The 26183-nt window shown below is 72.0% G+C and carries 25 protein-coding genes and 1 riboswitch; of the genes, 15 read left to right on the top strand and 10 right to left on the bottom strand.

Annotation, left to right across the window (positions count from 1 at the left end):
- Positions 1-97 precede the first annotated feature (97 nt).
- The 5 genes from rlmN to IE118_RS20865 all read left to right on the top strand — a co-directional run bounded on the left by rlmN (position 98) and on the right by IE118_RS20865 (position 5992).
- Positions 98-1204: a dual-specificity RNA methyltransferase RlmN gene (gene rlmN / locus IE118_RS20885; protein WP_189559509.1), complete on the top strand. Its 1107-nt coding sequence runs from the start codon at positions 98-100 to the stop codon at positions 1202-1204.
- A gap of 24 nt (positions 1205-1228) precedes the next feature.
- Positions 1229-1334, top strand: a riboswitch (TPP riboswitch).
- Positions 1335-1414: 80 nt separating this feature from the next.
- Complete coding sequence (locus tag IE118_RS20880) at positions 1415-2500, top strand: thiamine ABC transporter substrate-binding protein (protein WP_189559508.1); 1086 nt, start codon at positions 1415-1417, stop codon at positions 2498-2500.
- A gap of 47 nt (positions 2501-2547) precedes the next feature.
- Positions 2548-4149, top strand: a complete 1602-nt coding sequence (locus IE118_RS20875; RefSeq protein ID WP_229846883.1) for an ABC transporter permease — start codon at positions 2548-2550, stop codon at positions 4147-4149.
- Positions 4150-5169, top strand: coding sequence for an ABC transporter ATP-binding protein (locus tag IE118_RS20870; protein ID WP_189559506.1), 1020 nt, complete (start codon positions 4150-4152; stop codon positions 5167-5169). It abuts the gene before it with no gap.
- 25 nt (positions 5170-5194) lie between these two features.
- Complete coding sequence (locus tag IE118_RS20865) at positions 5195-5992, top strand: maleylpyruvate isomerase family mycothiol-dependent enzyme (RefSeq protein WP_189559505.1); 798 nt, start codon at positions 5195-5197, stop codon at positions 5990-5992.
- 66 nt (positions 5993-6058) lie between these two features.
- Here the strand turns inward: IE118_RS20865 and IE118_RS20860 are convergent, their stop codons facing one another.
- The 6 genes from IE118_RS20860 to IE118_RS20835 form a co-directional block, all read right to left on the bottom strand.
- Positions 6059-6766 (bottom strand): LAETG motif-containing sortase-dependent surface protein, encoded by a 708-nt coding sequence (locus IE118_RS20860; protein WP_189559504.1) that lies wholly within the window; start codon positions 6764-6766, stop codon positions 6059-6061.
- Positions 6767-7009: 243 nt separating this feature from the next.
- The gene (locus IE118_RS20855) at positions 7010-7417 is read right to left on the bottom strand and encodes a VOC family protein (protein ID WP_189559503.1); all 408 of its coding nucleotides are present in this window, start codon (positions 7415-7417) and stop codon (positions 7010-7012) included.
- A gap of 131 nt (positions 7418-7548) precedes the next feature.
- Positions 7549-8910, bottom strand: a complete 1362-nt coding sequence (locus IE118_RS20850; protein ID WP_189559502.1) for a hypothetical protein — start codon at positions 8908-8910, stop codon at positions 7549-7551.
- On the bottom strand, positions 8892-9641 hold the full coding sequence (locus tag IE118_RS20845; protein ID WP_189559501.1) for an ABC transporter ATP-binding protein: 750 nt from the start codon (positions 9639-9641) through the stop codon (positions 8892-8894). Before IE118_RS20845 ends, IE118_RS20850 begins: the two co-directional genes overlap by 19 nt.
- A 226-nt stretch (positions 9642-9867) precedes the next feature.
- The gene (locus tag IE118_RS20840; RefSeq protein ID WP_189559500.1) at positions 9868-11241 is read right to left on the bottom strand and encodes an aspartate aminotransferase family protein; all 1374 of its coding nucleotides are present in this window, start codon (positions 11239-11241) and stop codon (positions 9868-9870) included.
- Positions 11242-11243: 2 nt separating this feature from the next.
- Positions 11244-11762, bottom strand: coding sequence for an Lrp/AsnC family transcriptional regulator (locus tag IE118_RS20835; RefSeq protein ID WP_189559499.1), 519 nt, complete (start codon positions 11760-11762; stop codon positions 11244-11246).
- A gap of 206 nt (positions 11763-11968) precedes the next feature.
- Between IE118_RS20835 and IE118_RS20830 the strand changes: the two genes are divergently transcribed.
- The 3 genes from IE118_RS20830 to IE118_RS20820 all read left to right on the top strand — a co-directional run bounded on the left by IE118_RS20830 (position 11969) and on the right by IE118_RS20820 (position 14650).
- Positions 11969-13408 (top strand): gamma-aminobutyraldehyde dehydrogenase, encoded by a 1440-nt coding sequence (locus IE118_RS20830; protein ID WP_189559498.1) that lies wholly within the window; start codon positions 11969-11971, stop codon positions 13406-13408.
- A 113-nt stretch (positions 13409-13521) separates the two neighbouring features.
- Positions 13522-14100: a hypothetical protein gene (locus tag IE118_RS20825; RefSeq protein ID WP_229846882.1), complete on the top strand. Its 579-nt coding sequence runs from the start codon at positions 13522-13524 to the stop codon at positions 14098-14100.
- 61 nt (positions 14101-14161) lie between these two features.
- Complete coding sequence (locus IE118_RS20820) at positions 14162-14650, top strand: hypothetical protein (RefSeq protein WP_189559497.1); 489 nt, start codon at positions 14162-14164, stop codon at positions 14648-14650.
- 38 nt (positions 14651-14688) lie between these two features.
- Here the strand turns inward: IE118_RS20820 and IE118_RS20815 are convergent, their stop codons facing one another.
- Both IE118_RS20815 and IE118_RS20810 read right to left on the bottom strand, forming a co-directional pair.
- Positions 14689-15402 carry a glycerophosphodiester phosphodiesterase gene (locus IE118_RS20815; RefSeq protein ID WP_189559496.1) on the bottom strand — a complete coding sequence of 238 codons (714 nt, stop codon included), beginning with the start codon at positions 15400-15402 and terminating at the stop codon, positions 14689-14691.
- 20 nt (positions 15403-15422) lie between these two features.
- Positions 15423-16490 carry an adenosine deaminase gene (locus IE118_RS20810; RefSeq protein ID WP_189559495.1) on the bottom strand — a complete coding sequence of 356 codons (1068 nt, stop codon included), beginning with the start codon at positions 16488-16490 and terminating at the stop codon, positions 15423-15425.
- Positions 16491-17016: 526 nt separating this feature from the next.
- On the opposite strand from IE118_RS20810, the gene IE118_RS20805 reads away from it, so the two are divergent.
- Complete coding sequence (locus IE118_RS20805) at positions 17017-17511, top strand: DUF4190 domain-containing protein (RefSeq protein ID WP_229846881.1); 495 nt, start codon at positions 17017-17019, stop codon at positions 17509-17511.
- Here the strand turns inward: IE118_RS20805 and ybiA are convergent.
- Entirely contained in the window at positions 17504-18085 is a 582-nt protein-coding gene (ybiA, locus tag IE118_RS20800) for a riboflavin biosynthesis intermediates N-glycosidase (protein ID WP_229846880.1), read from the bottom strand. The genes IE118_RS20805 and ybiA overlap by 8 nt on opposite strands.
- A gap of 222 nt (positions 18086-18307) precedes the next feature.
- Between ybiA and IE118_RS20795 the strand changes: the two genes are divergently transcribed.
- From IE118_RS20795 to IE118_RS20770, 6 genes are read left to right on the top strand one after another with little or no spacing between them, the layout of a single operon-like run.
- Positions 18308-19843 (top strand): gamma-aminobutyraldehyde dehydrogenase, encoded by a 1536-nt coding sequence (locus IE118_RS20795; RefSeq protein ID WP_189559493.1) that lies wholly within the window; start codon positions 18308-18310, stop codon positions 19841-19843.
- Positions 19844-19892: 49 nt separating this feature from the next.
- Positions 19893-21140 carry a polyamine ABC transporter substrate-binding protein gene (locus IE118_RS20790; protein WP_189559492.1) on the top strand — a complete coding sequence of 416 codons (1248 nt, stop codon included), beginning with the start codon at positions 19893-19895 and terminating at the stop codon, positions 21138-21140.
- 4 nt (positions 21141-21144) lie between these two features.
- The gene (locus tag IE118_RS20785) at positions 21145-22317 is read left to right on the top strand and encodes an ABC transporter ATP-binding protein (protein WP_189559491.1); all 1173 of its coding nucleotides are present in this window, start codon (positions 21145-21147) and stop codon (positions 22315-22317) included.
- Positions 22317-23243, top strand: a complete 927-nt coding sequence (locus IE118_RS20780) for an ABC transporter permease (RefSeq protein WP_189559490.1) — start codon at positions 22317-22319, stop codon at positions 23241-23243. Before IE118_RS20785 ends, IE118_RS20780 begins: the two co-directional genes overlap by 1 nt.
- Positions 23244-24044, top strand: coding sequence for an ABC transporter permease (locus IE118_RS20775; protein WP_189559489.1), 801 nt, complete (start codon positions 23244-23246; stop codon positions 24042-24044).
- A 34-nt stretch (positions 24045-24078) separates the two neighbouring features.
- Positions 24079-25497 carry an NAD(P)/FAD-dependent oxidoreductase gene (locus IE118_RS20770; protein WP_189559488.1) on the top strand — a complete coding sequence of 473 codons (1419 nt, stop codon included), beginning with the start codon at positions 24079-24081 and terminating at the stop codon, positions 25495-25497.
- Positions 25498-25537: 40 nt separating this feature from the next.
- Here the strand turns inward: IE118_RS20770 and IE118_RS20765 are convergent, their stop codons facing one another.
- Entirely contained in the window at positions 25538-26176 is a 639-nt protein-coding gene (locus IE118_RS20765; protein WP_189559487.1) for a phosphatase PAP2 family protein, read from the bottom strand.
- Between the last annotated feature and the right edge of the window lie 7 nt (positions 26177-26183).

The raw sequence follows: 26183 nt of genomic DNA, 5'->3' as shown, positions 1-26183 counted from the left end.
CGAAGCCCACCTCTCACCGGACCGCACCTTCGCCCGCGCCTGCACGGAACAGACAGCCACAGGGGCACCCGAGTCGATCTGCGACACTGGTACAGCCATGCCTAAGCCCGGAGAACTCACTTTCGTAGCGCCGCGCGGAGCCAAGAAGCCGCCGCGGCACCTTGCCGATCTCACGCCCGCCGAGCGGAAGGAGGCGGTCGTCGGGGCCGGTGAGAAGGCGTTCCGTGCCAAGCAGCTGTCGCAGCACTACTTCGCGCGGTACGCGCACGACCCGGAGCAGTGGACCGACATCCCGGCCGGTTCGCGCGGCCGGCTCCAGGAGGCGCTGCTCCCGGAGCTGATGACGGTCGTCCGGCACCTGTCGACCGACGAGGGCACCACCCGCAAGACGCTGTGGAAGCTGTTCGACGGCACGCTCGTCGAGTCCGTGCTGATGCGCTACCCGGACCGGGTGACCATGTGCATCAGCTCGCAGGCCGGCTGCGGCATGAACTGCCCGTTCTGCGCGACCGGGCAGGCCGGCCTGGACCGCAACCTGTCCACCGCCGAGATCGTGCACCAGATCGTGGACGGCATGCGGGCGCTGCGGGACGGTGAGGTGCCCGGTGGGCCCGCGCGGCTCAGCAACATCGTGTTCATGGGCATGGGCGAGCCGCTCGCCAACTACAAGCGGGTCGTGGGCGCCATCCGCCGGCTCACCGACCCCGAGCCGGACGGGCTCGGCCTGTCGCAGCGCGGGATCACTGTGTCCACGGTCGGGCTGGTGCCGGCCATCAACCGGTTCTCCGACGAGGGCTTCAAGTGCCGCCTCGCCATCTCGCTGCACGCCCCCGACGACGAGCTGCGCGACACCCTCGTCCCCGTGAACACGCGGTGGAAGGTGCGCGAGGTCCTCGACGCCGGGTTCGAGTACGCGGCGAAGTCGGGCCGGCGGCTGTCCATCGAGTACGCGCTCATCCGGGACATCAACGACCAGGCCTGGCGCGGTGACCGCCTCGGGCGGCTGCTCAAGGGCCGTCCCGTGCACGTCAACCTCATCCCGCTCAACCCCACGCCCGGCTCCAAGTGGACCGCCTCCCGTCCCGAGGACGAGAAGGCGTTCGTGGAGGCGATCGCCGCTCACGGTGTGCCGGTCACGATCCGGGACACCCGTGGTCAGGAGATCGACGGGGCGTGTGGTCAGCTCGCCGCGACCGAGCGGTAGGGTGACGCGAGCAAGTACATCTTCATATTCCGACAGGGGAGCGCCACAGCGCTGAGAGTGCGGCACCGGCCGCAGACCCTCCGAACCTGGCCCAGGTCATTCTGGGTAGGGAGATCGGTCATCACTCGAGCTGTTGCGCCCTGCCCGGGACTCCGCCCAGGGGTCCCGGGCAGGGCCGCGTCTCTTCCTGGTCCCTCCAGGAGGAATCAAGTGGGCATCACCAAGAAGGTCACGGTCGCGGCCGTGGGGCTGGGACTGGTCACGCTGTCCGCGTGCGGGTCGTCCGGCGACGCGGGCGGCGGCGACGGCAGTGGGTCCAGGACCGTGACCCTCGTCAGCCACAACTCGTGGGCGGTGTCGGAGGACGTCGTCGCCGCCTTCGAGAAGCAGTCGGGCTACCGGTTGAAGGTCCTCGAGGACGGGGACGCCGGGCAGGCCGTGAACAAGGCCGTCCTGACCAAGGACAACCCCCAGGGCGACGTCCTCTTCGGCGTCGACAACACCCTGCTCTCCCGCGCCCTCGACAACGGGCTGTTCCAGCCGTACGAGGCCGAGGGGTCCGACCGGATCCTGCCCGAGTACCGGGTCGACGAGGACGAGCACCGGGTCACCCCCGTCGACAGCGGCGACATCTGCGTCAACTACGACAAGGCCTGGTTCGCCGAGCGCGACCTGACCCCGCCGAAGACCTTCGACGACCTGGTCGAGCCCGCGTACAAGGACCTCCTCGTCGTCGAGAACGCCTCCACCTCCTCGCCCGGCCTCGGCTTCCTGCTCGGGACGGCCGCGAAGTACGGCGACGACGGCTGGCAGGACTACTGGAAGAAGCTGAAGGCCAACGGCGTCAAGGTCGCCGGCGGCTGGGAGCAGGCCTACAACGAGGAGTTCTCCGGCTCGGCCGGCGGCAGGAAGGCCGGCGCCGACCGGCCCCTGGTGGTGTCCTACGCCTCCTCGCCGCCCGCCGAGGTCATCTACGCCGACCCCCGCCCCGACACCGCCCCCACCGGCGTCGCCGAGGACACCTGCTTCCGCCAGGTCGAGTACGCGGGGCTGCTGGCCAACGCGAAGAACCCCGAGGGCGGCAAGGCGCTGCTCGACTTCCTGATCAGCAGGACGTTCCAGGACGACATGCCGCTCAACATGTTCGTCCACCCGGTGCGGGAGGACGCCGAGGTGCCCGAGGAGTTCGTGAAGTTCGGGCCGCGGGCGGAGAACCCGCAGACCATGGAGCCGGCGAAGATCGCCGAGAACCGTGACCAGTGGGTCAAGTCGTGGACCTCGCTCGTACTGAGGTGACACGGGCCTCGGCGCGGCGGCGCGGAAGCGCGGCGCGGCTCGGCCTGATGGCCGTGCCGGTCGCGTTCTTCGCCGTCTTCTTCGCCTATCCCGTCGCCGCGATCGTCGCGCGCGGACTGAGGACCGACGGGGCCTGGCAGCCCGGCCGGATCGCGGACGTGCTGGCGCAGCCGGACGTCCGCCAGGTGCTGTGGTTCACCACCTGGCAGGCGCTCGCCTCCACCGCCCTCACCCTCCTCGTCGCGCTGCCCGGCGCCTACGTCTTCGCGCGCTACGACTTCCCCGGCAAGCAGGTGCTGCGCGCCGTGGTCACCGTGCCGTTCGTGCTGCCGACGGTCGTCGTCGGGTCGGCGTTCCTGGCGCTGGTGGGACGCGGCGGACTCCTCGACGACCTGGGGGGCGTCCGGCTGGACACCACCGTGTGGGCGATCCTGCTCGCGCACGTCTTCTTCAACTACGCCGTCGTCGTCCGCACCGTCGGCGGACTCTGGTCCCAGCTCGACCCGCGGCAGGAGGAGGCCGCGCGGATGCTCGGCGCCTCCCGGTTCGGGGCCTGGCGGACGGTCACCCTGCCCGCCCTCGCGCCCGCCGTGGCCGCGGCCACGCTGATGGTCTTCCTCTTCACCTTCACCTCCTTCGGCGTGGTGCAGATCCTCGGCGGGCCCGCCTTCTCGACCCTGGAGGTGGAGATCTACCGGCAGACCTCGGAGATCTTCGACCTCTCCACGGCCGCCGTGCTGACGATGATCCAGTTCGTCGCCGTCGGCTCGATCCTCGCCCTGCACGCCTGGACCGTACGGCGCCGGGAGACCGCGCTGCGGCTGGTGGACGCCTCGGTCACGGCGCGCCGGCCGCGCGGCGCCGGGCAGTGGGCGTTCCTCGGCGCGGTCGTCGCCACCGTCGCCGTGCTGATCGTGCTGCCGCTCGCCGTGCTGGTGCAACGCTCCTTCGGCGGCGCCGGCCTCGGCTACTACCGGGCGCTGACCGAGGACGAGGGGGGCGTGTTCCTGGTGCCGCCCATCGAGGCGGTCGGCAACTCGCTGCAGTACGCCGTCGCCGCCACGGCCATCGCCGTGGTGATCGGCGGCCTCGCCGCCGTGGCGCTGACCCGGCGGGACGCGGGACGGCTGGTGCGCGGGTTCGACGCGCTGCTGATGCTGCCGCTCGGGGTGTCCGCGGTCACCGTCGGCTTCGGGTTCCTGATCGCCCTCGACGAGCCGCCGCTGGACCTGCGGGCCTCCTGGATCCTGGTCCCCCTCGCGCAGGCCCTGGTCGGCGTCCCCTTCGTCGTGCGGACGATGCTGCCGGTGCTGCGGGCCGTGGACGGACGGCTGCGGGAGGCGGCGGCGGTGCTCGGGGCGTCGCCGTGGCGGGCGTGGCGCGAGGTGGACCTGCCGATGGTGCGCCGGGCGCTGCTGATCGCGGCCGGGTTCGCCTTCGCGGTGTCGCTGGGGGAGTTCGGGGCGACGGTGTTCATCGCCCGGCCGGAGAACCCGACGCTGCCGGTCGCCGTGGCACGGCTGCTGGGGCGGCCCGGGGACCTCAACTACGGTCAGGCGATGGCCCTGTCGACGATTCTGATGATCGTGTGCGCGGTGGCGCTGCTCGTGCTGGAGCGGCTGCGCACCGACAGGACCGGGGAGTTCTAGATGCTGCTGAACCTGGAGTCGGCGACCGTCCGCTTCGGCGGACGGGCGGTGCTGGACGGCGTGGGCCTGGGCGTCGCCGAGCACGAGATCGTGTGCGTGCTGGGACCCAGCGGCAGCGGCAAGTCGACCCTGCTGCGGGCGGTGGCCGGGCTCCAGCCGCTCGACTCCGGGCGGATCCTGCTCGACGGGCGCGACCAGGCGGGCGTGCCCGCGCACAAGCGCGGCGTCGGGCTGATGTTCCAGGACCACCAGCTGTTCCCGCAGCGTGACGTGGGCGGCAACGTGGCCTTCGGGCTGCGCATGCACGGCGCGGCACGGGACGAACAGAGCAGACGGGTGCGGGAGTTGCTGGACCTCGTGGGGCTGCCGGGGGCGGCCGGGCGGGCCGTCGCCGCGCTCTCCGGCGGCGAGCAGCAGCGCGTCGCGCTGGCCCGTGCCCTCGCTCCCAGCCCCCGGCTGCTGATGCTGGACGAGCCGCTCGGCCAGCTCGACCGCTCGCTGCGGGAGCGGCTCGTCGTCGAACTGCGGGAGCTCTTCGGCCGGCTGGGCACCACCGTGCTCGCGGTGACGCACGACCAGGGGGAGGCGTTCGCCCTGGCCGACCGGGTCGTGGTGATGCGGGACGGGCGGATCGCCCAGTCCGGTACGCCACTCGAGGTGTGGCAGCGGCCGGCCGACGCCTTCGTGGCCCGCTTCCTCGGCTTCGAGAACGTCGTCGGGGCGACGGTGGCGGACGGGGTCGCCGTGACCCCCTGGGGCAAGGTGCCCGTGCCGGACGGCGCCCCGCGGGGCACCCGGACGCTGCTGGTCCGGCCGGCCGGTGTCCGACTGGTCCCGGCCGACGAGGGCCTGCGCTGCACGGTGGCCGCGCGCACCTTCCGGGGCACCCATGTCGCCGTGCGCCTCCGGCCCGAGGACGCCCCGCTCCTGGAGGCGGCCTGCGCGCTCAGGTCGGCGCCGGAGGTCGGGGACGAGGTCGGGGTGGAGTTCGACGAGGCGGAAATCGCCGTGCTCGGATGACCGCCGCCTGCCTAGGGTGAGCGCCATGACCCGACTCACGCACGACCGTTACTGCCAGGAGATCGCCCACCAGACGGAGCAGTTGCGCGCGGTGGTGACCTCCGGCGCCGATCTGTCCCGCACGGTGCCCACCACGCCCGACTGGTCCCTGGAGGACCTCGTACGCCATGTCGGCGGCGCGGTGCGCTGGGCGGCGCTGATGGTGCGCACCGGGGCCGAGGACGAGGTCCCCGAGGAGCGGGTGCCGGGGTTCGGCGGGCCGGAGGCGTGGGGCGATCCCGGCGCGCTGGACGCGTGGCTGGCGGAGTCCGGCGAGCTGATCGTCGGCGCGCTGCGGGACGCCGGTCCGGACGCCGGGGTGTGGAGCTGGGCGGGGATCGGCAACGCCGGGTTCTGGGCCCGCCGCATGACGCACGAGCTGATCGTGCACCGCGCGGACGCGACCCTCGCCGCCGGGCTGCCCTTCGAGGTCGCGCCCGACGCCGCCGCCGACGCGATCGACGAGTGGCTGGAGATCGTGGAGTGGGCGCAGCGGACGCAGCCGGAGGACGAGGTGCACGAACTGCGCGGCCCGCGGCGCACCCTTCACCTGCACGCCACGGACACCGGGCCGGAACTGGACGCCGAGTGGCTGATCGAGCTCACCGAGGACGGTGTCTCCTGGCGCCGCGGACACGAGAAGGCCACGGTCGCCCTGCGCGGCCCGCTCACCTCCGTGCTCCTCGCCTTCTACCGGCGCCTGCCGCTGGACGCGCCGGAGGTGGAGGTGCTCGGGGAACGGGAGCTGCTGGAGGCGTGGCTGAAGCGGGCGACGTTCGGCTGACCGGCCCGGGCGACGCGAACGGCCCGCCCCCGTGAGGGGACGGGCCGCCCGTGTGTCCGTGAGGCGTCAGCGCTCGCTGTTCGTTCCGCGGCGGCGCATGCCGTAGAAGACGGCGCCCCCGCCGACCGCGACCAGAGCGGCGGCGGCACCGACGATCAGGCCGGTGTTGGAGTTCGCGCCGGTCTCGGCGAGGTTCGACTCACCGGCCGGGGAGGGCACGTTGCCCGAGGTGTCCGCGGGCGGGGTGCCGCCGCTCCCGGACGCCGACGGGGAGGGGGAGGGGGTGCCGGGCTCCTCCGCCGGGGCGGAGGAGGACTGCGACGGGGTGGGCTCGGGCTCCTCGGGTGCCGGGGGCTCCTCGCCGGTCTTGCAGGGCGTCGCCGGGGTGGTCAGGTTCGGCTTGATGTCCTCGTCGACGTACGGCGTCGCCTTGACGTGGATGCGGTACTCGGCGTTCGGCTTCCAGTCCTCCTCGAAGGTGATGGTGGTGCCCTCGCGGGTGCCCCTGACCACCTGCTCGCCGATCTTCTGCAGGTCGGCGCCGTTGTTCTGGAGGAACACGCTGACGGTCGCCGGGACGCCGGCCGGGTCCACGTCGGTGACGGTGATGACACCGTTGTCACCAACGCACTTGGCCTCGGCCGAGAACTCGTTGATGTTGCACGCCGCCGCGCTGCCGGCGATGCCGAGCGTGAGCGCGGCGGACGCGGAGACGACACCGAGGGCGCGCGCGGCGCGCGTGACGGTGCGGCGGGATACGGACAGAACTGCCACGTTTGTCCTTACGGGATGCGTAAATGCGGGGGGTTGAGGGAGTGGTGACGGAGAATCAGCACTCCCGTGAGGCTCCCAGATCTATAAGCGACGCATAAGTAGTGTCAACGCATATGCCGATCGCAGGCTCGGGCTTTGCCTACTCATTAACCACCCGGACGTTTCAACGCCGCCGGACGCCTCCCGCGACACCGGGCGGGGACGGGCCGCCGTGTGCCCGTCCCCGCCGGATCCCGCTGTTCGTCAGCCCTCCAGGGCGGCCGGGTCCATCCACGCGACCTCCCAGGTGTGGCCGTCGAGGTCGTCGAAGGAGCGGCCGTACATGAAGCCGAGGTCCTGCGTCTCGCCGGCGGTCGACCCGCCCGCGGCCAGTGCCTTCTCCACCAGCTCGTCGACCTTCTCGCGGCTCTCGGCGCTCAGCGCCAGCAGCACCTCGCTGCTCTTCGTGGCGTCCACGATCTCCTTCTTCGTGAACTGCGCGTACTTCTGCCGGGTCAGGAGCATCGCGATGATCGTGTCGCTGATCACGACGGAGGCGGTGTTCTCGTCGCTGAACTGCGGGTTGATCGAGTAGCCGAGCTCGGTGAAGAACTTCTTCGAGGCGTCGAGGTCGGCGACGGGCAGGTTCACGAAGATCATCTGCTGGTACATGGGGGGCCTCTCCCGTTCGGTTCCGTGGCGTTCGTGGGGGTAGACCGGCGTCCCCGGCGGAACTCATCGGCCGCCGGGGATCATTTCCGGCCGGACTCCTGTCCGGTTCCCGGGGGTGCGCCGGGCGTCGGTCAGCCGGTCAGCGGCCACGTCGACAGTTCGGCCACGAGCAGTGACAGTGGCCCGAACAGGGCGAGCAGGGCTCCCGCGCGGAGCGCGGCCGCTCTGCGCAGGGTCACCGCGGGTGCCCCGAGGCGCCGGAGCGCGGCGGTGGTGTCGGCGCGGGCCTGCCGGGACTCCACGGCGGCCGTCAGCAGGGTGGCCACCGTGCAGCCGGCCACCAGCAGCACCCCGAGCGCGACCAGCGGAGCGGACGACGTGTCCTCGCGGTCGTGCAGCGCGGCCATGGCGTACGCGGCCGACATCACCGCGCAGACCACCCCCAGCGGGCGCCCGATGCGCGTGGCCTCCGTCATCAGCACCCGCCCGGCCAGCAGCCGCAGGGCCCCCGGGCGGATCGTCTGGAGCAGCCGGCCGCACAGGTGCGTGAGGCCGGGACCGGCGAGGGCGAGCCCGACGCAGGCCAGGGCCAGTCCGAGCAGCGCGGCCGGCCGGTCGCCCGGCGAGCCGGGGCCCGGACGGCTGGCGAAGGCTTCCACGGCCAGCCCCACCGCCAGCACCGTGATGCCCCAGGGCAGCCCGGAGGGGACGGTCCGCGGCACGTCGGGCGGGGCGTCGGCGGGAGCCCCGGGCGCGGGGGCGTCGGCCACCCCGGGTGACGAGGCGTCGGCCGCGGCGGCGCCCTCGGCCGCGCCCGCCGCGCCCTCCTGCTCCCGCGCCGCCCCGGTGGCGCGCCGGCCGCGTGCCGACGGCCCGAACTGCTTGCCGAAGCGCCCGTAGGCCCCGAAGGACTCCAGCGCCGGCGTGCGCCGGTACGCGCCGAACCGGCCGTAGGCGCGGGGCGGACGGGGCGCGCCCGTCACCGGCTCGCGCGGCCGCAGCGCCACCGCGACCGCCGCCGACGCGCTCACCGGCACCAGGGCCAGCAGCGTCAGCGCGGCCGGCAGCGGGAGCGGCCGGCCGGCCGCGAGGAAGTCCGTCCCGGCGCCGTCGAAGGGCAGTGCGGTGAGGTCGCCCCGCAGCGCGAGGAAGACCAGCAGGGCCAGCGCCGAGCCGAGCAGACAGGACGCCGCCGTGGTGGCCGCGGAGACCGCCATCAGCCGGACGGGGCCGAGGCCGACCGCCGACAGGCCGGGGCGGGGACGGGTGGCCGGATCGGTGCGGGCGACGGCGACCGCGAAGTACACCGTGGCCGCGAGCGGGGCGGTGCACCAGGCCAGCCGGAGGGCCGAGACGGACGGCTCCGGGTGGGCCAGGGCGTGGCCGAGGGCGCTCAGCAGCAGGAAGCCCGTGCCGGCCGACGCGGCCGCGACGAGGAACCGGCGCAGCTGGACGGCGGGGTGGGCGCCGAGGCTCAGACGGAGAGCGAGCACGTCGCCCGGCCTTCCGTCTCGGCCGCACCGGGAACCGGCGGCAGGTGGAGGGTGCGCACGCGCCGCCCGTCGAGCAGCGACACGGTGCGGTCGGCCAGGGCGGCGGTGTGCGCGTCGTGCGTCGCGAGGACCACGGTGATGCCGTGCGAGCGGGCCGCGGTGGTGAGCGTGCGCAGGACGTGCGCGCGGTCGACCCGGTGCAGCGGGGCGGTGGGCTCGTCGGCGAACAGCACCGAGGGCGCCGGGGCGAGGGCCCGGGCGATGCACACCCGCTGCCGCTCCGCGTGCGTCAGCTCCACCGGGTGCCTGCGGGCCCTGTCCCCGATGTCCAGGCGCTCCAGCCACTCCAGGGCGGCCGTCTTGGCGCGGCGCCGGCCGGTGCCGCGCAGCATCAGGGGCAGGGCGGCGTTCTCCCACACGTTCAGCTCCGCCACGAGCAGCGGGACCGGGTCGATCCAGCCGAAGCGCTCCCGGCGCAGCCTCTCCCGGGCGGCCGGGCCCATGGTGTGCACGGGCACGCTGTTGAACCAGACCTCGCCGCTCCTGGCGGGCAGCAGGCCGGACAGGCAGCGCAGCAGGGTCGTCTTGCCGCTGCCGCGCGGACCGCCGACCGCGAGGATCTCGCCCTCCCGGACGCCGAGCGAGACCCCGCTCAGGCCGGGCGAGCCGTCGTCGTGCCGGAAGTGCAGGGCGCGCGCCCAGAGCACGTCGTTGTCCGGTGGGGCCACCATGGCGTACACCTCGGTTCGGATCGGAAATGCCGTGCGCGATGCGGGAATGTCCCCCGTCCGGGGGAACGAAGGCGTGGCCGATCGGTCACAGGCACGCTAGGCAGGCCGCGGCGGGAGGCCGGACAGCACGCGGCCCCGGGCCGCCGTTTCTCACTCGAACGGGGGGCACCGGGGCCGGTGTTGATCATCCAGAAGGAAGATCGGAAACCCGGACGGAGCAACGGGACTACAGCTTGGTCCACGCCTCCGAGAGGGTCGCGCGCAGGATCTGCTCGATCTCGTCGAAGGTCGACTGGTCGGAGATCAGCGGCGGGGCGAGCTGGACGACCGGGTCGCCCCGGTCGTCGGCCCGGCAGTACAGGCCGTTCTCGAAGAGCTTCTTCGACAGGAAGCCGTACAGGACGCGCTCGGTCTCGTCGGCGTCGAAGGACTCCTTGGTGTTCTTGTCCTTGACCAGTTCGATCCCGTAGAAGAAGCCGTTGCCGCGGACGTCGCCGACGATGGGCAGGTCGTGGAGCTTCTCCAGGGTGGCGCGGAAGGCGCCCTCGTTGTCCAGCACGTGCTGGTTCAGGCCCTCGCGCTCGAACAGGTCGAGGTTGGCGATGCCGACCGCAGCGGAGACCGGGTGGCCGCCGAAGGTGTAGCCGTGCAGGAAGGTGTTGTCGCCCTTGTAGAACGGCTCGGCCAGCCGGTCGGAGACGATGCACGCGCCGATCGGGGAGTAGCCCGAGGTCATGCCCTTGGCGCAGGTGATCATGTCCGGGACGTAGCCGAACTTGTCGCAGGCGAACGTGGTGCCGAGGCGGCCGAAGGCGCAGATGACCTCGTCGGAGACGAGCAGCACGTCGTACTGGTCGCAGATCTCGCGCACCCGCTGGAAGTAGCCGGGCGGGGGCGGGAAGCAGCCGCCCGCGTTCTGCACCGGCTCCAGGAAGACCGCGGCGACCGTGTCGGGGCCCTCGAAGAGGATCTGCTGCTCGATCTGGTCGGCGGCCCAGCGGCCGAACGCCTCCGGGTCGTCGCCGTGGATCGGAGCCCGGTAGAAGTTGGTGTTGGGCACCTTGTGCGCGCCCGGGACGAGCGGCTCGAAGGGGGCCTTCAGGGCCGGCAGGCCCGTGATGGACAGGGCGCCCTGCGGGGTGCCGTGGTAGGCCACCGCGCGGGATATGACCTTGTGCTTGGTGGGCTTGCCGACGAGCTTGAAGTACTGCTTGGCGAGCTTCCAGGCGGTCTCCACCGCCTCACCGCCGCCGGTGGTGAAGAAGACCTTGTTGAGGTCGCCCGGGGCCTCGTGCGCGAGCCGCTCGGCCAGTTCGACGGCCTTGGGGTGGGCGTAGGACCACACGGGGAAGAAGGCCAGCTCCTGCGCCTGCTTGGAGGCGGTCTCCGCGAGTTCCTGGCGGCCGTGGCCCGCCTGCACCACGAACAGGCCCGCGAGGCCGTCGAGGTAGCGCCTGCCCCGGTCGTCGTAGATGTGGGTGCCCTCGCCCCGGACGATGGTGGGCACGGGGGAGTTCTCGTACGAGGACATGCGGGTGAAGTGCATCCACAGGTGGTCGTACGCGGACTTGCTGAGGTCCTCGGTGCGGTCGGTGCTCACGGTTATCGGGTTCCCCACATGTAGGTCTGCTTCTTGAGCTTGAGGTAGACGAAACTCTCGGTGGAACGCACTCCGGGGACGGCACGGATGCGCCGGTTGATGACCTCCAGGAGGTGGTCGTCGTCCTCGCAGACGATCTCGACCATGAGGTCGAAGGACCCCGCGGTCATCACCACGTACTCGCACTCGTCCATGGCGGTCAGCGCGTCGGCCACGGCCTCCACGTCGCCCTCGACGTTGACCCCGACCATCGCCTGCCGGCGGAAGCCCACGGTGAGCGGGTCCGTGACGGCGACGATCTGCATCACGCCCTGGTCGAGCAGCTTCTGGACGCGCTGGCGCACGGCCGCCTCCGACAGACCGACGGCCTTGCCGATGGCGGCGTACGGCCGGCGGCCGTCCTCCTGGAGCTGCTCGATGATGGCGAGGGAGACGGCGTCCAACTGGGGACCTCCGCCGTTCTTGGACTCGCGGGAGTCCTTCGGGTCTGCGCTTCGACTGGCCACGGGGCCACTGTGCACGACGAATCGACAGTTCTGCAAGGCTCGATCGATGAAATTCGTTGTCTGCGCGGTCTCGGTGTGCGGATTTCGCAGGAGCGGGGCCGGTGGGGGTGTTGAAATCGGCAGCCGTCGGTTTAGGGTGGGTGTCTCAGAGGGTGGACACCCAGACATCTCATCCCTGAACACCTCGGGAACACCCACAAGGAACACCAGGAGGGCCTGCAGTGAGCACCGAGCTGCGTCGTCTGCGCAACTACATCGGCGGGGAGTTCCGGGACGCCGCCGACGGACGGACCACCGAGGTGGTCAACCCCGCGACGGGCGAGGCGTACGCGACCGCTCCGCTGTCCGGGCAGGCGGATGTGGACGCCGCGATGGCGGCCGCCGCCGAGGCGTTCCCCGGCTGGCGCGACACCACTCCGGCCGAGCGGCAGAAGGCGCTGCTGAAGATCGCGGACGCCTTCGAGGAGCGCGCCGAGGAACTCATCGCGGCCGAGGTGGAGAACACGGGCAAGCCGGTCGGGCTGACCCGCACCGAGGAGATCCCGCCGATGGTGGACCAGATCCGCTTCTTCGCGGGTGCGGCGCGGCTGCTGGAGGGCCGCTCGGCCGGCGAGTACATGGAGGGCCTGACCTCGATCGTGCGCCGCGAGCCGGTCGGCGTCTGCGCGCAGGTCGCGCCGTGGAACTACCCGATGATGATGGCCGTGTGGAAGTTCGCCCCGGCGATCGCCGCGGGCAACACGGTCGTGCTGAAGCCCTCGGACACCACCCCGGCCTCCACGGTCCTGCTCGCCGAGATCCTCGGCTCGATCCTGCCCAAGGGCGTCTTCAACGTCATCTGCGGCGACCGCGACACGGGCCGGCTGATGGTCGAGCACCCGACTCCGGCGATGGCCTCCATCACCGGTTCGGTGCGCGCCGGCATGTCGGTCGCCGAGTCCGCGTCCAAGGACCTCAAGCGGGTCCACCTGGAGCTGGGCGGCAAGGCCCCGGTCGTCGTCTTCGAGGACACCGACATCGACAAGGCCGTCGCGGGCATCTCGGAGGCGGGCTTCTTCAACGCCGGCCAGGACTGCACGGCCGCCACGCGGGTCCTCGTCCACGAGTCGATCCACGACGCCTTCGTCTCCGCGCTCGCCAAGACCGCCGCCGGGACCAGGACGGGCATGCCGGACGACGAGGACGTGCTGTACGGCCCGCTCAACAACGCCAACCAGCTCGCCCAGGTCGAGGGCTTCATCGAGCGGCTGCCCGCGCACGCGCGCGTGGAGGCCGGCGGCAAGCGCGTCGGGGACGCGGGCTACTTCTACGCGCCGACGGTCGTCTCCGGCCTGAACCAGGACGACGAGATCATCCAGAAGGAGGTCTTCGGTCCGGTCATCACCGTCCAGCGCTTCACCGACGAGGACCAGGCCGTCGAGTACGCCAACGGCGTGGAGTACGCGCTGGCCTCCTCGGTGTGGACCAAGGACCACTCCCGCGCGATGCGCATGTCCAAGCGGCTCGACTTCGGCTGCGTGTGGATCAACACGCACATCCCGCTGGTCGCGGAGATGCCGCACGGCGGCTTCAAGAAGTCCGGCTACGGCAAGGACCTCTCGGCGTACGGCTTCGAGGACTACACGCGCATCAAGCACGTGATGACGTCGCTGGACGGGTGACCGCCCGCCCGGGCGCGAAGGCCCCGCACCCCTCGAGGGGTGCGGGGCCTTTTCGTGCGGACGGCCCGGGGCCCACAGTTTTGAACACGTTCAAATAGGCGTACGCTGTCGCCATGAGCGACAGAGCCGCCCTGCTCAAGGGCATTCGCGCCTGGCTGGCCCTCTTCGTGGTCTGCCTGGTCCTCAGCGGCGTCACGGCCTTCCCCCTGGTGCACGAACTGCGCTGGGCGGAGGATGTGTTGCGTCTCCTCTCGGCGCCCGAGCACCTCCCCGGCCTGATGGACTGGATCACGCGCGTACGCGACGGGCTCGACACCGCCGACGCCGAGTACCCCTTCCTCCTCTACGGCACCGACTGGCTCGCCTTCGCCCACCTCGTCATCGCGGTCGCCTTCTACGGCCCCTACCGCGACCCGGTCCGCAACATCTGGGTCGTCGAGTTCGGCATGATCGCCTGCGCCGGTGTCGTCCCGCTCGCCCTCGTCTGCGGCCCGATCCGCGGCATCCCCTTCTGGTGGAGCGTCATCGACATGGCGTTCGGGGTGTTCGGCGTCATCCCGCTGTACGTCGTCCGCCGGAGGATCAAGCGGCTGGAAGCGCTCCTGCCCTCCGCCGGCACCACCGCGGCGATGGCCGGGAGCGGGGCGAACGATGGCGTGTTTGCCGCCGTTGACCGTCCCGCGGCCCCGTGACACGGTCGGGCTTGCCTCCGGCATGACCGGCCGGGGCGAGACGTACGGGAGGGGACACACGATGACGACAGGTGGGTTCGCCGCGGCGAGACGGCGAGGGCTGAAGGCCGGTGTCGTACTGACGGCGGCGGTGGTCGGCGCGGTGGCCGCGGGGCCGGCGGCGGTCGCGGCGGGCGGCCCGCCGGCCACGGCGCCGGTGCCCGTGTCGGCGGGGGTGCTGAGCGATCCGACCCCGGAGGAGCAGGAGCGGCTCAGGGAGGTGGCCGGGGCGATCTGGACCCCGCAACTCGCCGCCGGGTGGAACATGAACGCCGAGGTGGCCGACGTGCTGTCCACCGCCACCGGGGAGATCCTGCGGTGCAGCGCGGCCTTCTCCCTCGTACCGCGCCCGCCGGGTTTCGTCCCCGGTCTCGGCTACCTCGTCAGCTACTGGAAGAACCTGCGCGACTACTTCCTGGCGGTGAAGGACAACCGCTCATACCGGGCCTGTGTCGTGACGACCGCGGCCAACTACCGATCGGCGATCGAGATGGCGTCGATGGGCATCTGAGCCCGGGCCGGCGGCCGGGACCCCGGCCGCCGGCCCGGCTACGGCCGCCGTGGCGCGGAGGCCCCGGCCCGCGCGTCGCGCAGCGCGCACAGGACGTCGACGCGGTTGGTGGTGATCGAGTCGACGCCCGCGGCCAGCAGTCTGCGCAGGGAACGGCGGGTGTCCGGCGTCCAGACGGACAGCAGGTACCCGTCGTGGTGCACGCGCTCGGCGAGGGCCCGGTCGACCAGCGGGAAGCGGTAGTTCAGCCAGCGCGGGCGGATCGCCGCCAGCAGCCCCGCCCGGGCCGGCGCCCGGGTCGTCCGGGTGAGGGCGATCTCGGCGGACGGGTCCGCCGCGCGGACGGCCAGCATGGCGGGGGCGCCCGCGCAGTAGTAGACCCGGTCCCCGGCGCCGCTCTCGCGGACGGTCTCCACGACCCGGCGCGCGGCACGGACGTCCGGCGTGCCGGGCAGGTCGATCATCACCCGGCTGCCGCCGGTCGCCGCCAGCGCGTCCGAGAGCGTCGGCACGCCGTCCTCCGTCAGCCCGCGCACCTCCTCCCACGACAGCGACAGCAGCGGACGGTCGTGTGCCCACAGCCGCTTCAGCGTCGCGTCGTGCAGCAGCACCGGGACGCCGTCCCGGGTGAGCCGTACGTCGATCTCCACCGCGTCCGCGCCCCGGTGGAGCGCGGACCGCAGTGAGGCGAGCGTGTTCTCCCGCTCGCGGTAGGGGTCGCCGCGGTGTCCGACGGCGGTCACGTGGCGCATGGCGGCCCTTCGCGAGGTGGTCAGGAGGCGAGCCGGCCGGCGGTGTAGGTGTCGATCTCGGCGGCCAGCCGCTGCTTGCCGGCGGCGTCCAGGAACGACGCCTCGACCCCGTTCTTCGCCAGCTCGGCCAGGCCCCGCTCGTCCAGGTCCAGCAGCCGGGCGGCGACCGCGAACTCGTTGTTGAGGTCCGTGCCGAACATCGGCGGGTCGTCGGAGTTGATCGTCACCAGGACACCGGCGCGGACGAACTCCTTGACGGGGTGCTCGTCGAGCGTGGTCACCGCGCGGGTGGCGATGTTGGAGGTGGGGCACACCTCCAGCGGGATGCGCCGCTCGGCCAGGTACCGGAGCAGCCGGGGGTCCCGGGCGCTGCTGGTGCCGTGTCCGATGCGCTCGGCCCCGAGCTCGTTGAGGGCGTCCCACACGGTCTCCGGACCGGTGGTCTCACCGGCGTGCGGCACGGAGCGCAGTCCGGCGGCGCGGGCCCGGTCGAAGTACGGCTTGAACTGGGGACGCGGCACCCCGATCTCGGGTCCTCCCAGACCGAAGGAGACCAGGCCCTCCGGGCGCAGCCGGTCGTCGGTCGCCATCCGCACGGTCTCCTCGGCGGACTCCAGGCCGGCCTCGCCGGGGATGTCGAAGCACCAGCGCAGCACGGTCCCGAACTCCGCCTCGGCGGCCTTGCGGGCGTCCTCGATGGCGTCCATGAACCCCCGCTCGTCGATGCCCCGGCGGGTGGAGGAGAACGGAGTGATCGTCAGCTCGGCGTACCGCACCTGCTGCCGGGCCAGCTCGCGGGCCACCTCGAAGGTCAGCAGCCGGACGTCCTCGGGGGTGCGGACCAGGTCGACGACGGAGAGGTACACCTCGATGAAGTGGGCGAAGTCCGTGAAGGTGAAGTAGTCGGCGAGCGCCTCGGGATCGGTGGGGACCTTGGAGTCGGGGTGGCGGGCGGCCAGTTCGGAGACGATGCGCGGGGAGGCGGAGCCGACGTGGTGGACGTGCAGTTCGGCCTTGGGCAGTCCGGCGATGAAGGCGTGCAGGTCGCGGTCCTGTCCGGCGGTGGCCGCGTCGAGGCGGTCGGTCATGGTTCCTCCCCGGGAACGGCGCCCCGGCCGGGTCGCGGCGGGACGCGGGTGATCGGCTGATCGGTGGTCCGGGGATCATCGTAGGCCGGGCGCGCACGGAGCGGGCGCGGGCCGTAGCATGACGGGACGTCCGACGGAGGGGGCCCAGCGCATGGCCGACGACGCGCAGACGCCGAAGGCGCGGGAACAGACAGCGGGCGGCACGCCGCCGGGAGGTCCGCACCCGGGTGCCGTGTGGCCGGCACCGGCCGACGGCGGCGGGCAGGACGCGCAGGCCCAGGACGGTTCCCTGGTGGACGCCCGGACCACCGGGACGTCCCGGCCGGCCGCCCCCGATCCCTGGGCACTGCCGTCGGACCGCACGCCGGCGGCCGGCGGGCCCGGTGAGACGGTCGTGACGGGCGGCACCCCGCCCTGGTCCGCGCCCTCAGCGCCCTCAGCGCCTTCCGTGCCCTCAGCGCCTTCCGTGCCCTCAGCGCCTTCCGTGCCCTCCGCGCCTTCCCCTTCGGTCCACGACCAGCAGACGGTGACGTCCTTCCCGGCGTTGGGTGACGGCCCCGCCCCGGCCGCCCCACCGTGGGCGGGTCCGGCCGCTCCCGTGCCGCCCGCCGCGTCCACCCCGGCGGCCAACCCGTTCGCGCCCCCGGCGGGCAGTGAGCCCGTCCCGCCGCCGCCCATCGGCCCCGAGGGCCCCGGACCGGTCGCGTACGGCTACCCGGGCGGCGGGTACGGCGCCGCGCCCGCACCGGCGTATCCGGGCTGGGCGGGCGCGGCACCCCTGCCGAGCAACGGACTGGGCGTCACCGGGCTCGTGCTGGGGATCATCTCGGCCGTCGTCTTCTGTCTCTGGCCGGTGGCGATCCTGCTGGGCGTGCTGGCCGTGATCTTCGGCGGGATCGGCCGGGCCAAGGCCCTGCGCGGCGAGGCCACGAACGGGGGGCAGGCCCTGGCGGGGATCATCTGCGGATCGGTCGGCATCGCGCTGGGCATCGCCTTCGGCGCGCTCGTCCTGTTCACCTAGCCGGTCGTGGGGCCCGCAGCCGCTCGCGGGCCTCCATCAGCGCGAAGCCCAGCAGGTTCGGCCCGCGCCACCGCCCCGGGTCCGACGCCCTCTCGTCGTCCGCCGCGAGACCGATGCCCCACACCCGGTCCACGGGACTCGCCTCGACCAGCACCCGGTCGTGGGTGCCCAGCAGGAACGCCCGCAGGTCGTCGTGGGCCGCGAACTTGTGCACGCTGCCCTCCACGACGACGCCGAACCGCTCCCGGCGCCACGTCGCCTCGTCGAAGCCCCGCACCAGCCGCCCCGCCTTCTTCGCCTCGGCGGGATGCTCCGCGGCCAGGACCCGCCGCTCGCCCTCCGCGTCCCCGAACAGCCGGGCCTTGGCGGCCATCATCCAGTGCTCGGCGGTCGCGTACCCGACGCCGTCCACCGTGAAGGGCGACGGCCACCACTGACTCAGGCAGCCCGCACCGACCCCACCGCCGGGCGGCGGGCGATGCCCCCAGAAGTGCAGGTACTTGACCCGCGCCCCCGCACCCAGCGCCTCGACCAGCGCCTCCCTGGAACCGGTCGTCCACGTCGTCCCGCTCACCGCCACCCCCGTGCTCTCGTGCCTGCACGCGATTCTGGCAGGCGCCACCGACACTCCGTCCTGCCTTTTCCGTGGCCGCTCGACACCTGGTCGACAGATTCCGTCGCGTAACCAAAATTCAACAACGGAATCCCTTGTTGACGACTCATTGCTCTGTCAGGATCGGCACTCAAATCGAGCTGGAGCCACGCCGCCCCCCTCGGGGACACGGAGGAGCGCGACATGCACAACCCGGGCACCACCACCCCGGAACGATTCCCCGCCCAGGACCGGTTCGCGGACGGCGCGCAGTTCATCGCGGGCCGCCTGACCAAGGGCACCTCGGGCCGCACCCACGCGGTCGTCGACCCGGCCACCGGCGCGGAGGTGTTCACCTACGACCTCGCCGGCCCGGACGACGTGGACGCGGCGGTCGCCGCCGCCCGGGAGGCCTTCCCGGGGTGGGCCGGGGCCACGCCCGGCGAGCGGTCCGACGCCCTGCACCGGTTCGCCGCCGTGGTCGCCGAGCGCGCGGAGGACTTCGCGCGTGCGGAGTCGCTGCAGTGCGGCAAGCCCCTGAAGCTGAGCCGCGAGTTCGACGTCCCGGGCACGATCGACAACATCGCCTTCTTCGCCGGCGCCGCCCGCCACCTCCCCGGCCAGTCCGCAGGCGAGTACTCCGGCGACCACACCTCCTACGTCCGCCGCGAGCCCATCGGCGTGATCGGCTCCATCGCCCCCTGGAACTACCCGCTCCAGATGGCCGCCTGGAAGATCCTCCCGGCGATCGCCGCGGGCAACACCGTGGTCCTCAAGCCCGCGGAACTCACCCCGCTGACCTCGCTGCTCTTCGCGCAGGCCGCCACCGACGCGGGCATCCCGGACGGCGTGATCAACATTGTCACCGGGACCGGCGGGGAGGCCGGCGAGCACCTGGTGGGCCACCCCGACGTGGCCATGACCTCCTTCACCGGTTCCACCGCCGTCGGCAGGCGGGTCGCCGAGATCGCCACCGCCACGGTCAAGCGCCTCCACCTCGAACTCGGCGGCAAGGCACCCTTCGTCGTCTTCGACGACGCCGACCTCGACGCCGCCGTCAACGGCGCGGTCGCGGGCGCGCTGATCAACACCGGCCAGGACTGCACGGCCGCCACCCGCGCGTACGTGCAGCGTCCGCTCTACGAGGCGTTCGTCGAGCGCACCGCCGCCCTGATGGAGACGGTCCGGCTCGGCGACCCCTTCGCCCCCGGCACCGACCTCGGTCCGCTGATCTCGCACGTCCAGCGTGACCGGGTGGCCGGCTTCGTCGACCGGGCACGCGCCTACGCACGGGTCGTGACCGGCGGCGGGACACCCCTGGGCGAACTGGAGAACGGCGCGTACTATCGCCCCACGCTCATCGCCGACGCGGCGCAGGACAGCGAGGTCGTGCAGTCGGAGATCTTCGGTCCGGTGCTGGTCGTCCTGCCCTTCGACACCGACGACGAGGGCATCGCGCTGGCCAACGACACCCCGTACGGGCTCGCCGCCTCCGCCTGGAGCCGCGACGTGTACCGCACGGGCCGGGCCACCCGCGAGATCAAGGCGGGGTGCGTGTGGATCAACGACCACATCCCGATCATCAGCGAGATGCCGCACGGCGGCTACAAGGCGTCCGGCTTCGGCAAGGACATGTCCTCGTACTCGTTCGAGGAGTACACCCAGATCAAGCACGTCATGTTCGACAACACGGCGGTGGTCCGCAAGGACTGGCACCGCACCGTCTTCGGGGACCGATAGCAGCCAGGCCGTCCGACCGCGGCCATCCTCCCGAAAGGGCACCACGCGCATGGAGCAGTACGAGCCCGACCGCCTCTCGCCGGCCCAGGAGGCCGCCGTCCGGCGCAGTTTCCGCAACGGAAGGGCGGCACTGAGCCGCCGTTCCCTGCTGCGCGCCTCCGCTGGCGGCGCGCTCGCGGTGGGCGGACTCGGCGCGCTGAGCGCCTGCGGCATCCCCCCTGCCGGGAACACCCAGGGCGGCGTACCGGCGGAGGACCACTCGAAGAAGGAGAAGTCGGTCAGCTTCTCCAACTGGACCGAGTACATGGACGTCGACGAGGCCGGGCGCGAGCACCCCACCCTGGACGCCTTCGCCGAGCGCACCGGCATCACGGTCAAGTACACCGAGGACATCAACGACAACACCGAGTTCTTCGGCAAGATCAAGCCGCAGCTCGCCGCGGGCCAGGACACCGGCCGCGACATCATCGTCCTCACCGACTGGCTCGCCGCCCGCCTGATCCGGCTCGGCTGGGTGCAGAAGCTCGACCCCGCCAACCTCCCGAACGCCTTCGCCAACCTCTCGCCCCAGTTCCGCAGCCCCGACTGGGACCCGGGACGCGCCTACTCCTACCCCTGGCAGGGCATCGCGGCCGTCATCGCCTACAACAAGAAGGCGCTCGACGGCGTCGAGGTGCGGACGCTCTCCGACCTGCTGGACAACCCCAGGCTCAAGGGCCGGGTCGGCCTGCTCACCGAGATGCGCGACACCATGGGCCTGACCCTGCTCGACATGGGCAAGGAGCCGGAGAAGTTCACCGCCGACGACTACGACGCGGCGCTCGCCCGGCTCCAGAGGGCCGTCGACAAGGGCCAGATCCGCCGCTTCACCGGCAACGACTACACGGCCGACATCAGCAAGGGCGACTTCGCCGCCTGCGTGGCCTGGGCCGGGGACGTCGTCCAGCTGAAGGCGGACAACCCCGACATCGACTTCCTGATCCCGGACAGCGGCTACATGATGTCCAGCGACAACCTGCTGATCCCGAACAAGGCCCGTCACAAGACCAACGCCGAGCGGCTCATCGACTACTACTTCGAGCCGCAGGCCGCCGCGCAGCTCGCCGCCTACATCAACTTCGTCTGCCCGGTCGAGGGAGTGAAGGACGAGCTCGCGAAGATCGACGAGGACGCGGCGAACAACCCGCTGATCATCCCCGACAAGGCCATGCAGGCCAAGTCCCGTGCCTTCCGCTCCCTGAGCTCCAAGGAAGAAACGGAATTCGAAGAGAAGTTCGCGAAGCTCACTGGGGCGTGACGAGATGAAGACCACCAAAGACACCAACGCGCCCGGCGACAGCGGGGACGTCCGCCTCACCGGCATCGGCAAGACCTACGGCTCCTTCACCGCCGTGCATCCCCTCGACCTGACCGTGCCGGAAGGTTCCTTCTTCGCCCTGCTCGGCGCGTCCGGCTGCGGCAAGACCACCACCCTGCGCATGATCGCCGGCCTGGAGGAGCCCTCCGTCGGCACCGTCCACCTCGGCGACCAGGACGTCACCGCCCTGCCGCCGTACAAGCGGCCGGTGAACACGGTCTTCCAGTCCTACGCCCTCTTCCCGCACCTCGACATCTTCGAGAACGTCGCCTTCGGCCTGCGCCGGCGCGGCATCAAGAGCGTGAAGAAGCAGGTCGACGAGATGCTGGAACTGGTCCAGCTCGGCGAGCAGGCCCGCAAGAAGCCGCACCAGCTCTCCGGCGGCCAGCAGCAGCGCGTCGCCGTGGCCCGCGCGCTGATCAACCACCCCAAGGTGCTCCTCCTCGACGAGCCGCTCGGCGCCCTCGACCTGAAGCTGCGCCGCCAGATGCAACTGGAGCTCAAGCGGATCCAGACCGAGGTCGGCATCACCTTCGTGCACGTCACGCACGACCAGGAGGAGGCCATGACCATGGCCGACACGGTCGCCGTGATGAACGCCGGCCGCGTCGAGCAGCTCGGCTCGCCCGCCGACCTCTACGAGAACCCGCGCACCACCTTCGTCGCCAACTTCCTCGGCACCTCCAACTTCATCGAGGCCGAGGTCGACTCCGCGTCCGGCGGAGAACTCGTCCTAGAGGCGGGCGGCGGCAAGCTGATCCTGCCCGAGGCCCGCAACAGCGCCCCCACCACGGCGGGCGGCAAGGTGCTGGTGGGTGTGCGCCCGGAGAAGATCTCCCTCACCCACGCCGACGACGCCGGCGAGATACCCGGCGGCCGCAACCGCATCACCGGCCGGATAGCCGACTCCAGCTTCATCGGCGTCTCCACGCAGTTCGTCGTCGACAGCCCCGTCTGCACCGACTTCGAGGTCTACGTGCAGAACATCGACCGCGACGCCCGGCTGGTGCCCGGCGCCGAGGTCGTCCTGCACTGGAACCCGGCGCACACCTTCGGCCTCGACGCGGCACAGGACATCGACGCCGGCGTCGAGACGGTCGAGGAAGAGGTCGCCTGATGGCCACGCTCACCGAGGCGCCACCCGTGGCGCCGCCCGCCCCGGAGAGGAAACCCCCGCGCAGGCGCGGCCGCTGGACGCCGTACCTGCTCCTGCTGCCCGGCCTGCTGTGGCTGCTGGTGTTCTTCGCGCTGCCGGTGATCTACCAGGCCTCCACGTCCGTGCAGACGGGCTCCCTGGAACAGGGCTACGAGGTCACCTGGCACTTCGCGACGTACTGGGAGGCGCTCTCCGAGTACTGGCCGCAGTTCGTCCGCTCGGTGCTCTACGCGGCCTCCGCGACCGTGCTCTGCCTGCTGCTCGGCTACCCGCTGGCCTATCTGATCGCCTTCCGCGCGGGACGCTGGCGCAACCTGATCATGATTCTGGTGATCGCGCCGTTCTTCACCAGCTTCCTCATCCGCACCCTCGCCTGGAAGACGATCCTCGCCGACGGCGGCCCGGTGGTCGACGCCCTCAACGCCCTGCACGTCCTGGACGTCACCGCGTGGCTCGGCTGGACCGCCGGCGACCGGGTGCTCGCCACCCCGCTCGCGGTCGTGTGCGGTCTGACGTACAACTTCCTGCCGTTCATGATCCTGCCGCTCTACACCTCCCTGGAGCGCATCGACCCCCGGCTGCACGAGGCGGCGGGCGACCTCTACGCCAGGCCCTCCACCACCTTCCGCCGCGTCACCTTCCCGCTGTCGATGCCGGGCGTGGTTTCCGGCACGCTGCTGACCTTCATCCCGGCGTCCGGCGACTACATCAACTCCGACCTGCTCGGTTCCACCGACACCCGCATGGTCGGCAACGTCATCCAGTCGCAGTTCCTGCGGATCCTCGACTACCCGACGGCCGCGGCGCTCTCGTTCATCCTCATGGCCGCCATCCTCGTCGTCGTCACCCTGTACATCCGCAAGTCCGGCACGGAGGATCTGGTTTAAATGGCCTTCGTCAACTGGCTCAAGCGCCGTCTCGTCGTCATCGCGGGACTGCTGACCCTCGCCTATCTCCTCCTGCCGAACGTCGTCGTCACGGTGTTCTCCTTCAACAATCCGAAGGGGCGCTTCAATTACACGTGGCAGGAATTCTCCACCGAGGCGTGGCAGGATCCCTGCGGAGTCTCCGGACTGTGCGCCTCGCTGTCGCTCAGCCTCCAGATCGCGCTGTGGGCGACGATCGGCGCCACCCTCCTCGGCACGATGATCGCCTTCGCCCTGGTCCGCTACCGCTTCCGGGCCCGCGGCGCCGTCAACTCGCTGATCTTCCTGCCGATGGCGATGCCCGAGGTCGTCATGGCCGCCTCGCTGCTCACCCTCTTCCTCAACATGGGGGCCCAGCTGGGCTTCTGGACGATCCTGATCGCCCACATCATGTTCTGCCTCAGCTTCGTCGTGGTCGCCGTGAAGGCGCGGGTGATGTCGATGGACCCCCGCCTGGAACAGGCCGCGCAGGACCTGTACGCCGGCCCGCTCCAGACGTTCCTCCGGGTCACCCTGCCGATCGCCGCCCCCGGCATCGCGGCGGGCGCGCTGCTCGCCTTCGCGCTCTCCTTCGACGACTTCATCATCACCAACTTCAACGCCGGTTCGACCGTCACCTTCCCGATGTTCGTCTGGGGATCGGCCCAGCGCGGAACACCCGTGCAGATCAACGTCATCGGTACCGGCATGTTCGTCGTCGCCGTGCTGCTGGTCCTGGTCTCCATGCTCATCGGCAATCGCCGGAACCGGCAGAAGGCATAGAAACAGAACCGCAGTCCTGTAGGGAGTTGAAATCATGGCCCCTGTCGCCATGAGCCGTTGGACGCCATCCCTTTCCGAGGCCCGCCCGGTCTCCTACTGGCTGGACGACCCCGGCAGGCCCGGCCCGGAGCCGGCCCTGACCGGCCCCGAGACCTGCGACCTGCTGGTCGTGGGCGGCGGCTACAGCGGACTGTGGACCGCGCTGACCGCCAAGGAGCGCGACCCCGCCCGGGACGTCGTGCTGGTGGAGGGCCGCGAGGTGGGCTGGGCCGCCTCCGGCCGCAACGGCGGGTTCTGCGCCGCCTCCCTCACCCACGGCCTGCCCAACGGACTGACCCGCTGGCCGGACGAGATCCGCACCCTGGAGCGGCTGGGCGCCCGCAACCTCGACGCCATCGAGGAGACGGTCGCCCGCCACTCCATCGACTGCGACTTCGAACGCACCGGTGAGATCGACGTCGCCACCGCCCCGTACCAGGCCCGGGAGCTCGGCGAGTGGTACGAGAGGATCCGCTCCGAGGGCCTCGCCGAGGGCATCGAGTACCTGGACACCGACGCCGTGCGGGACCAGGTCGACTCCCCGACCTTCGTGGCCGGCCTGTACGACCGCCGGGGGGTGGCGATGCTGAACCCCGCCCGGCTCGCCTGGGGCCTGAAGCGGGCCTGCCTCGAGCTGGGCGTCCGCGTGTACGAGCACACCCCCGCCCTCGATCTGCGGCCGCACGGCGGCGGCATGGCCGTACGCACCCCGTACGGAGCGGTCCGCGCCCGTACGGTGGCGCTCGGCACCAACGTCTTCCCCAGCCTGGTACGGCGGGTACGCCCCTACACGGTCCCGGTGTACGACTACGCCCTGATGACCGAGCCGCTCACCGGCGCGCAGCTCGCCTCGATCGGCTGGAAGAACCGCCAGGGCCTCGGCGACGGCGCCAACCAGTTCCACTACTTCCGGCTCTCCGCCGACAACCGGATCCTGTGGGGCGGCTACGACGCGATCTACCCCTACGGCGGCCGGGTGCGCGCCGAGTACGACGACCGTCCGGAGACCTACGCCCGGCTCGCCGGGCACTTCTTCACCTGCTTCCCGCAGCTGGAGGGCGTGCGCTTCACCCACGCCTGGGGCGGCGCGATCGACACCTGCTCCCGCTTCTCGGCGTTCTTCGGCACCGCGCACGCCGGCCGCGTGGCCTACGCCGCCGGCTACACGGGGCTCGGCGTCGGTGCCACCCGCTTCGGCGCCGAGGTGATGCTGGACCTGCTGGCGGGGGAGCGGACCGAGCGCACGGAGCTGGAGATGGTGCGCAGGAAGCCGCTGCCGTTCCCGCCGGAGCCGTTCGCCTGGACCGGCATCGCGCTCACCAAGTGGTCCCTGGCCAGGGCGGACGCCCGGGGCGGGCACCGCAACCTGTGGCTGCGGACGATGGACAGGCTCGGTCTGGGCTTCGACAGCTGAGCGGCGGCGGCACCGCGCGACCCCGTGGGCGCGGCGGACCTCAGCGGCACGCGGGCGGGGACGTGGTGCCGTCCTCGGGGACGCGCGCGCCGGTGCGCCCGACCAGCAGCCGCAGACCGATCAGCAGCGCCGCGCCCAGGCACCAGCTGGCCGCCACGTCCAGCGGCCAGTGGTACCCCCGGCGCACCAGTCCGTACGAGGCGCCCAGCACCAGGACGCCGCAGAGCACGACCAGCCCGCGGCGCAGGGCCGGCGACCGCAGCAGGGGGAGGAGCAGCAGCGTCGCCGCGCCGTAGGCCACGACGGCGGTCGCGGTGTGGCCGGAGGGGTAGTAGCCGACCGCCGGGGGCACGGCCGGGGTGCCGGGCCGGCCGGTCCACTCCTTCAGCGGCGCGACCAGCACCGGAACCAGCGCCATCGCGACGGCCCCGGCGAGCGGCGGCAGCCACCAGCGGTCACGGCCCCGCCGGAGTCCGTGCCACCCGGCGACCGCCAGGGCGACCGCCAGGACGGGCACGGCCACCTGGACGTTGCCAATGTCGGCGAGCACCTCGGAGGTCCCGTCCGGCCGGATCAGGTCCTCGCTCAGCCGCTCGTCGAGATCCACCAGCGGTCCGTCGGCCAGGACCTGCCAGGTGATCAGCGCGAAGAGGAGCAGGGGCGGTCCGAGCAGCAGCATGCCGACC

This window comes from Streptomyces pilosus (assembly GCF_014649835.1).
GTDB lineage: Bacteria > Actinomycetota > Actinomycetes > Streptomycetales > Streptomycetaceae > Streptomyces > Streptomyces pilosus.
This window is presented reverse-complemented; position numbering and strand designations above follow the sequence as displayed.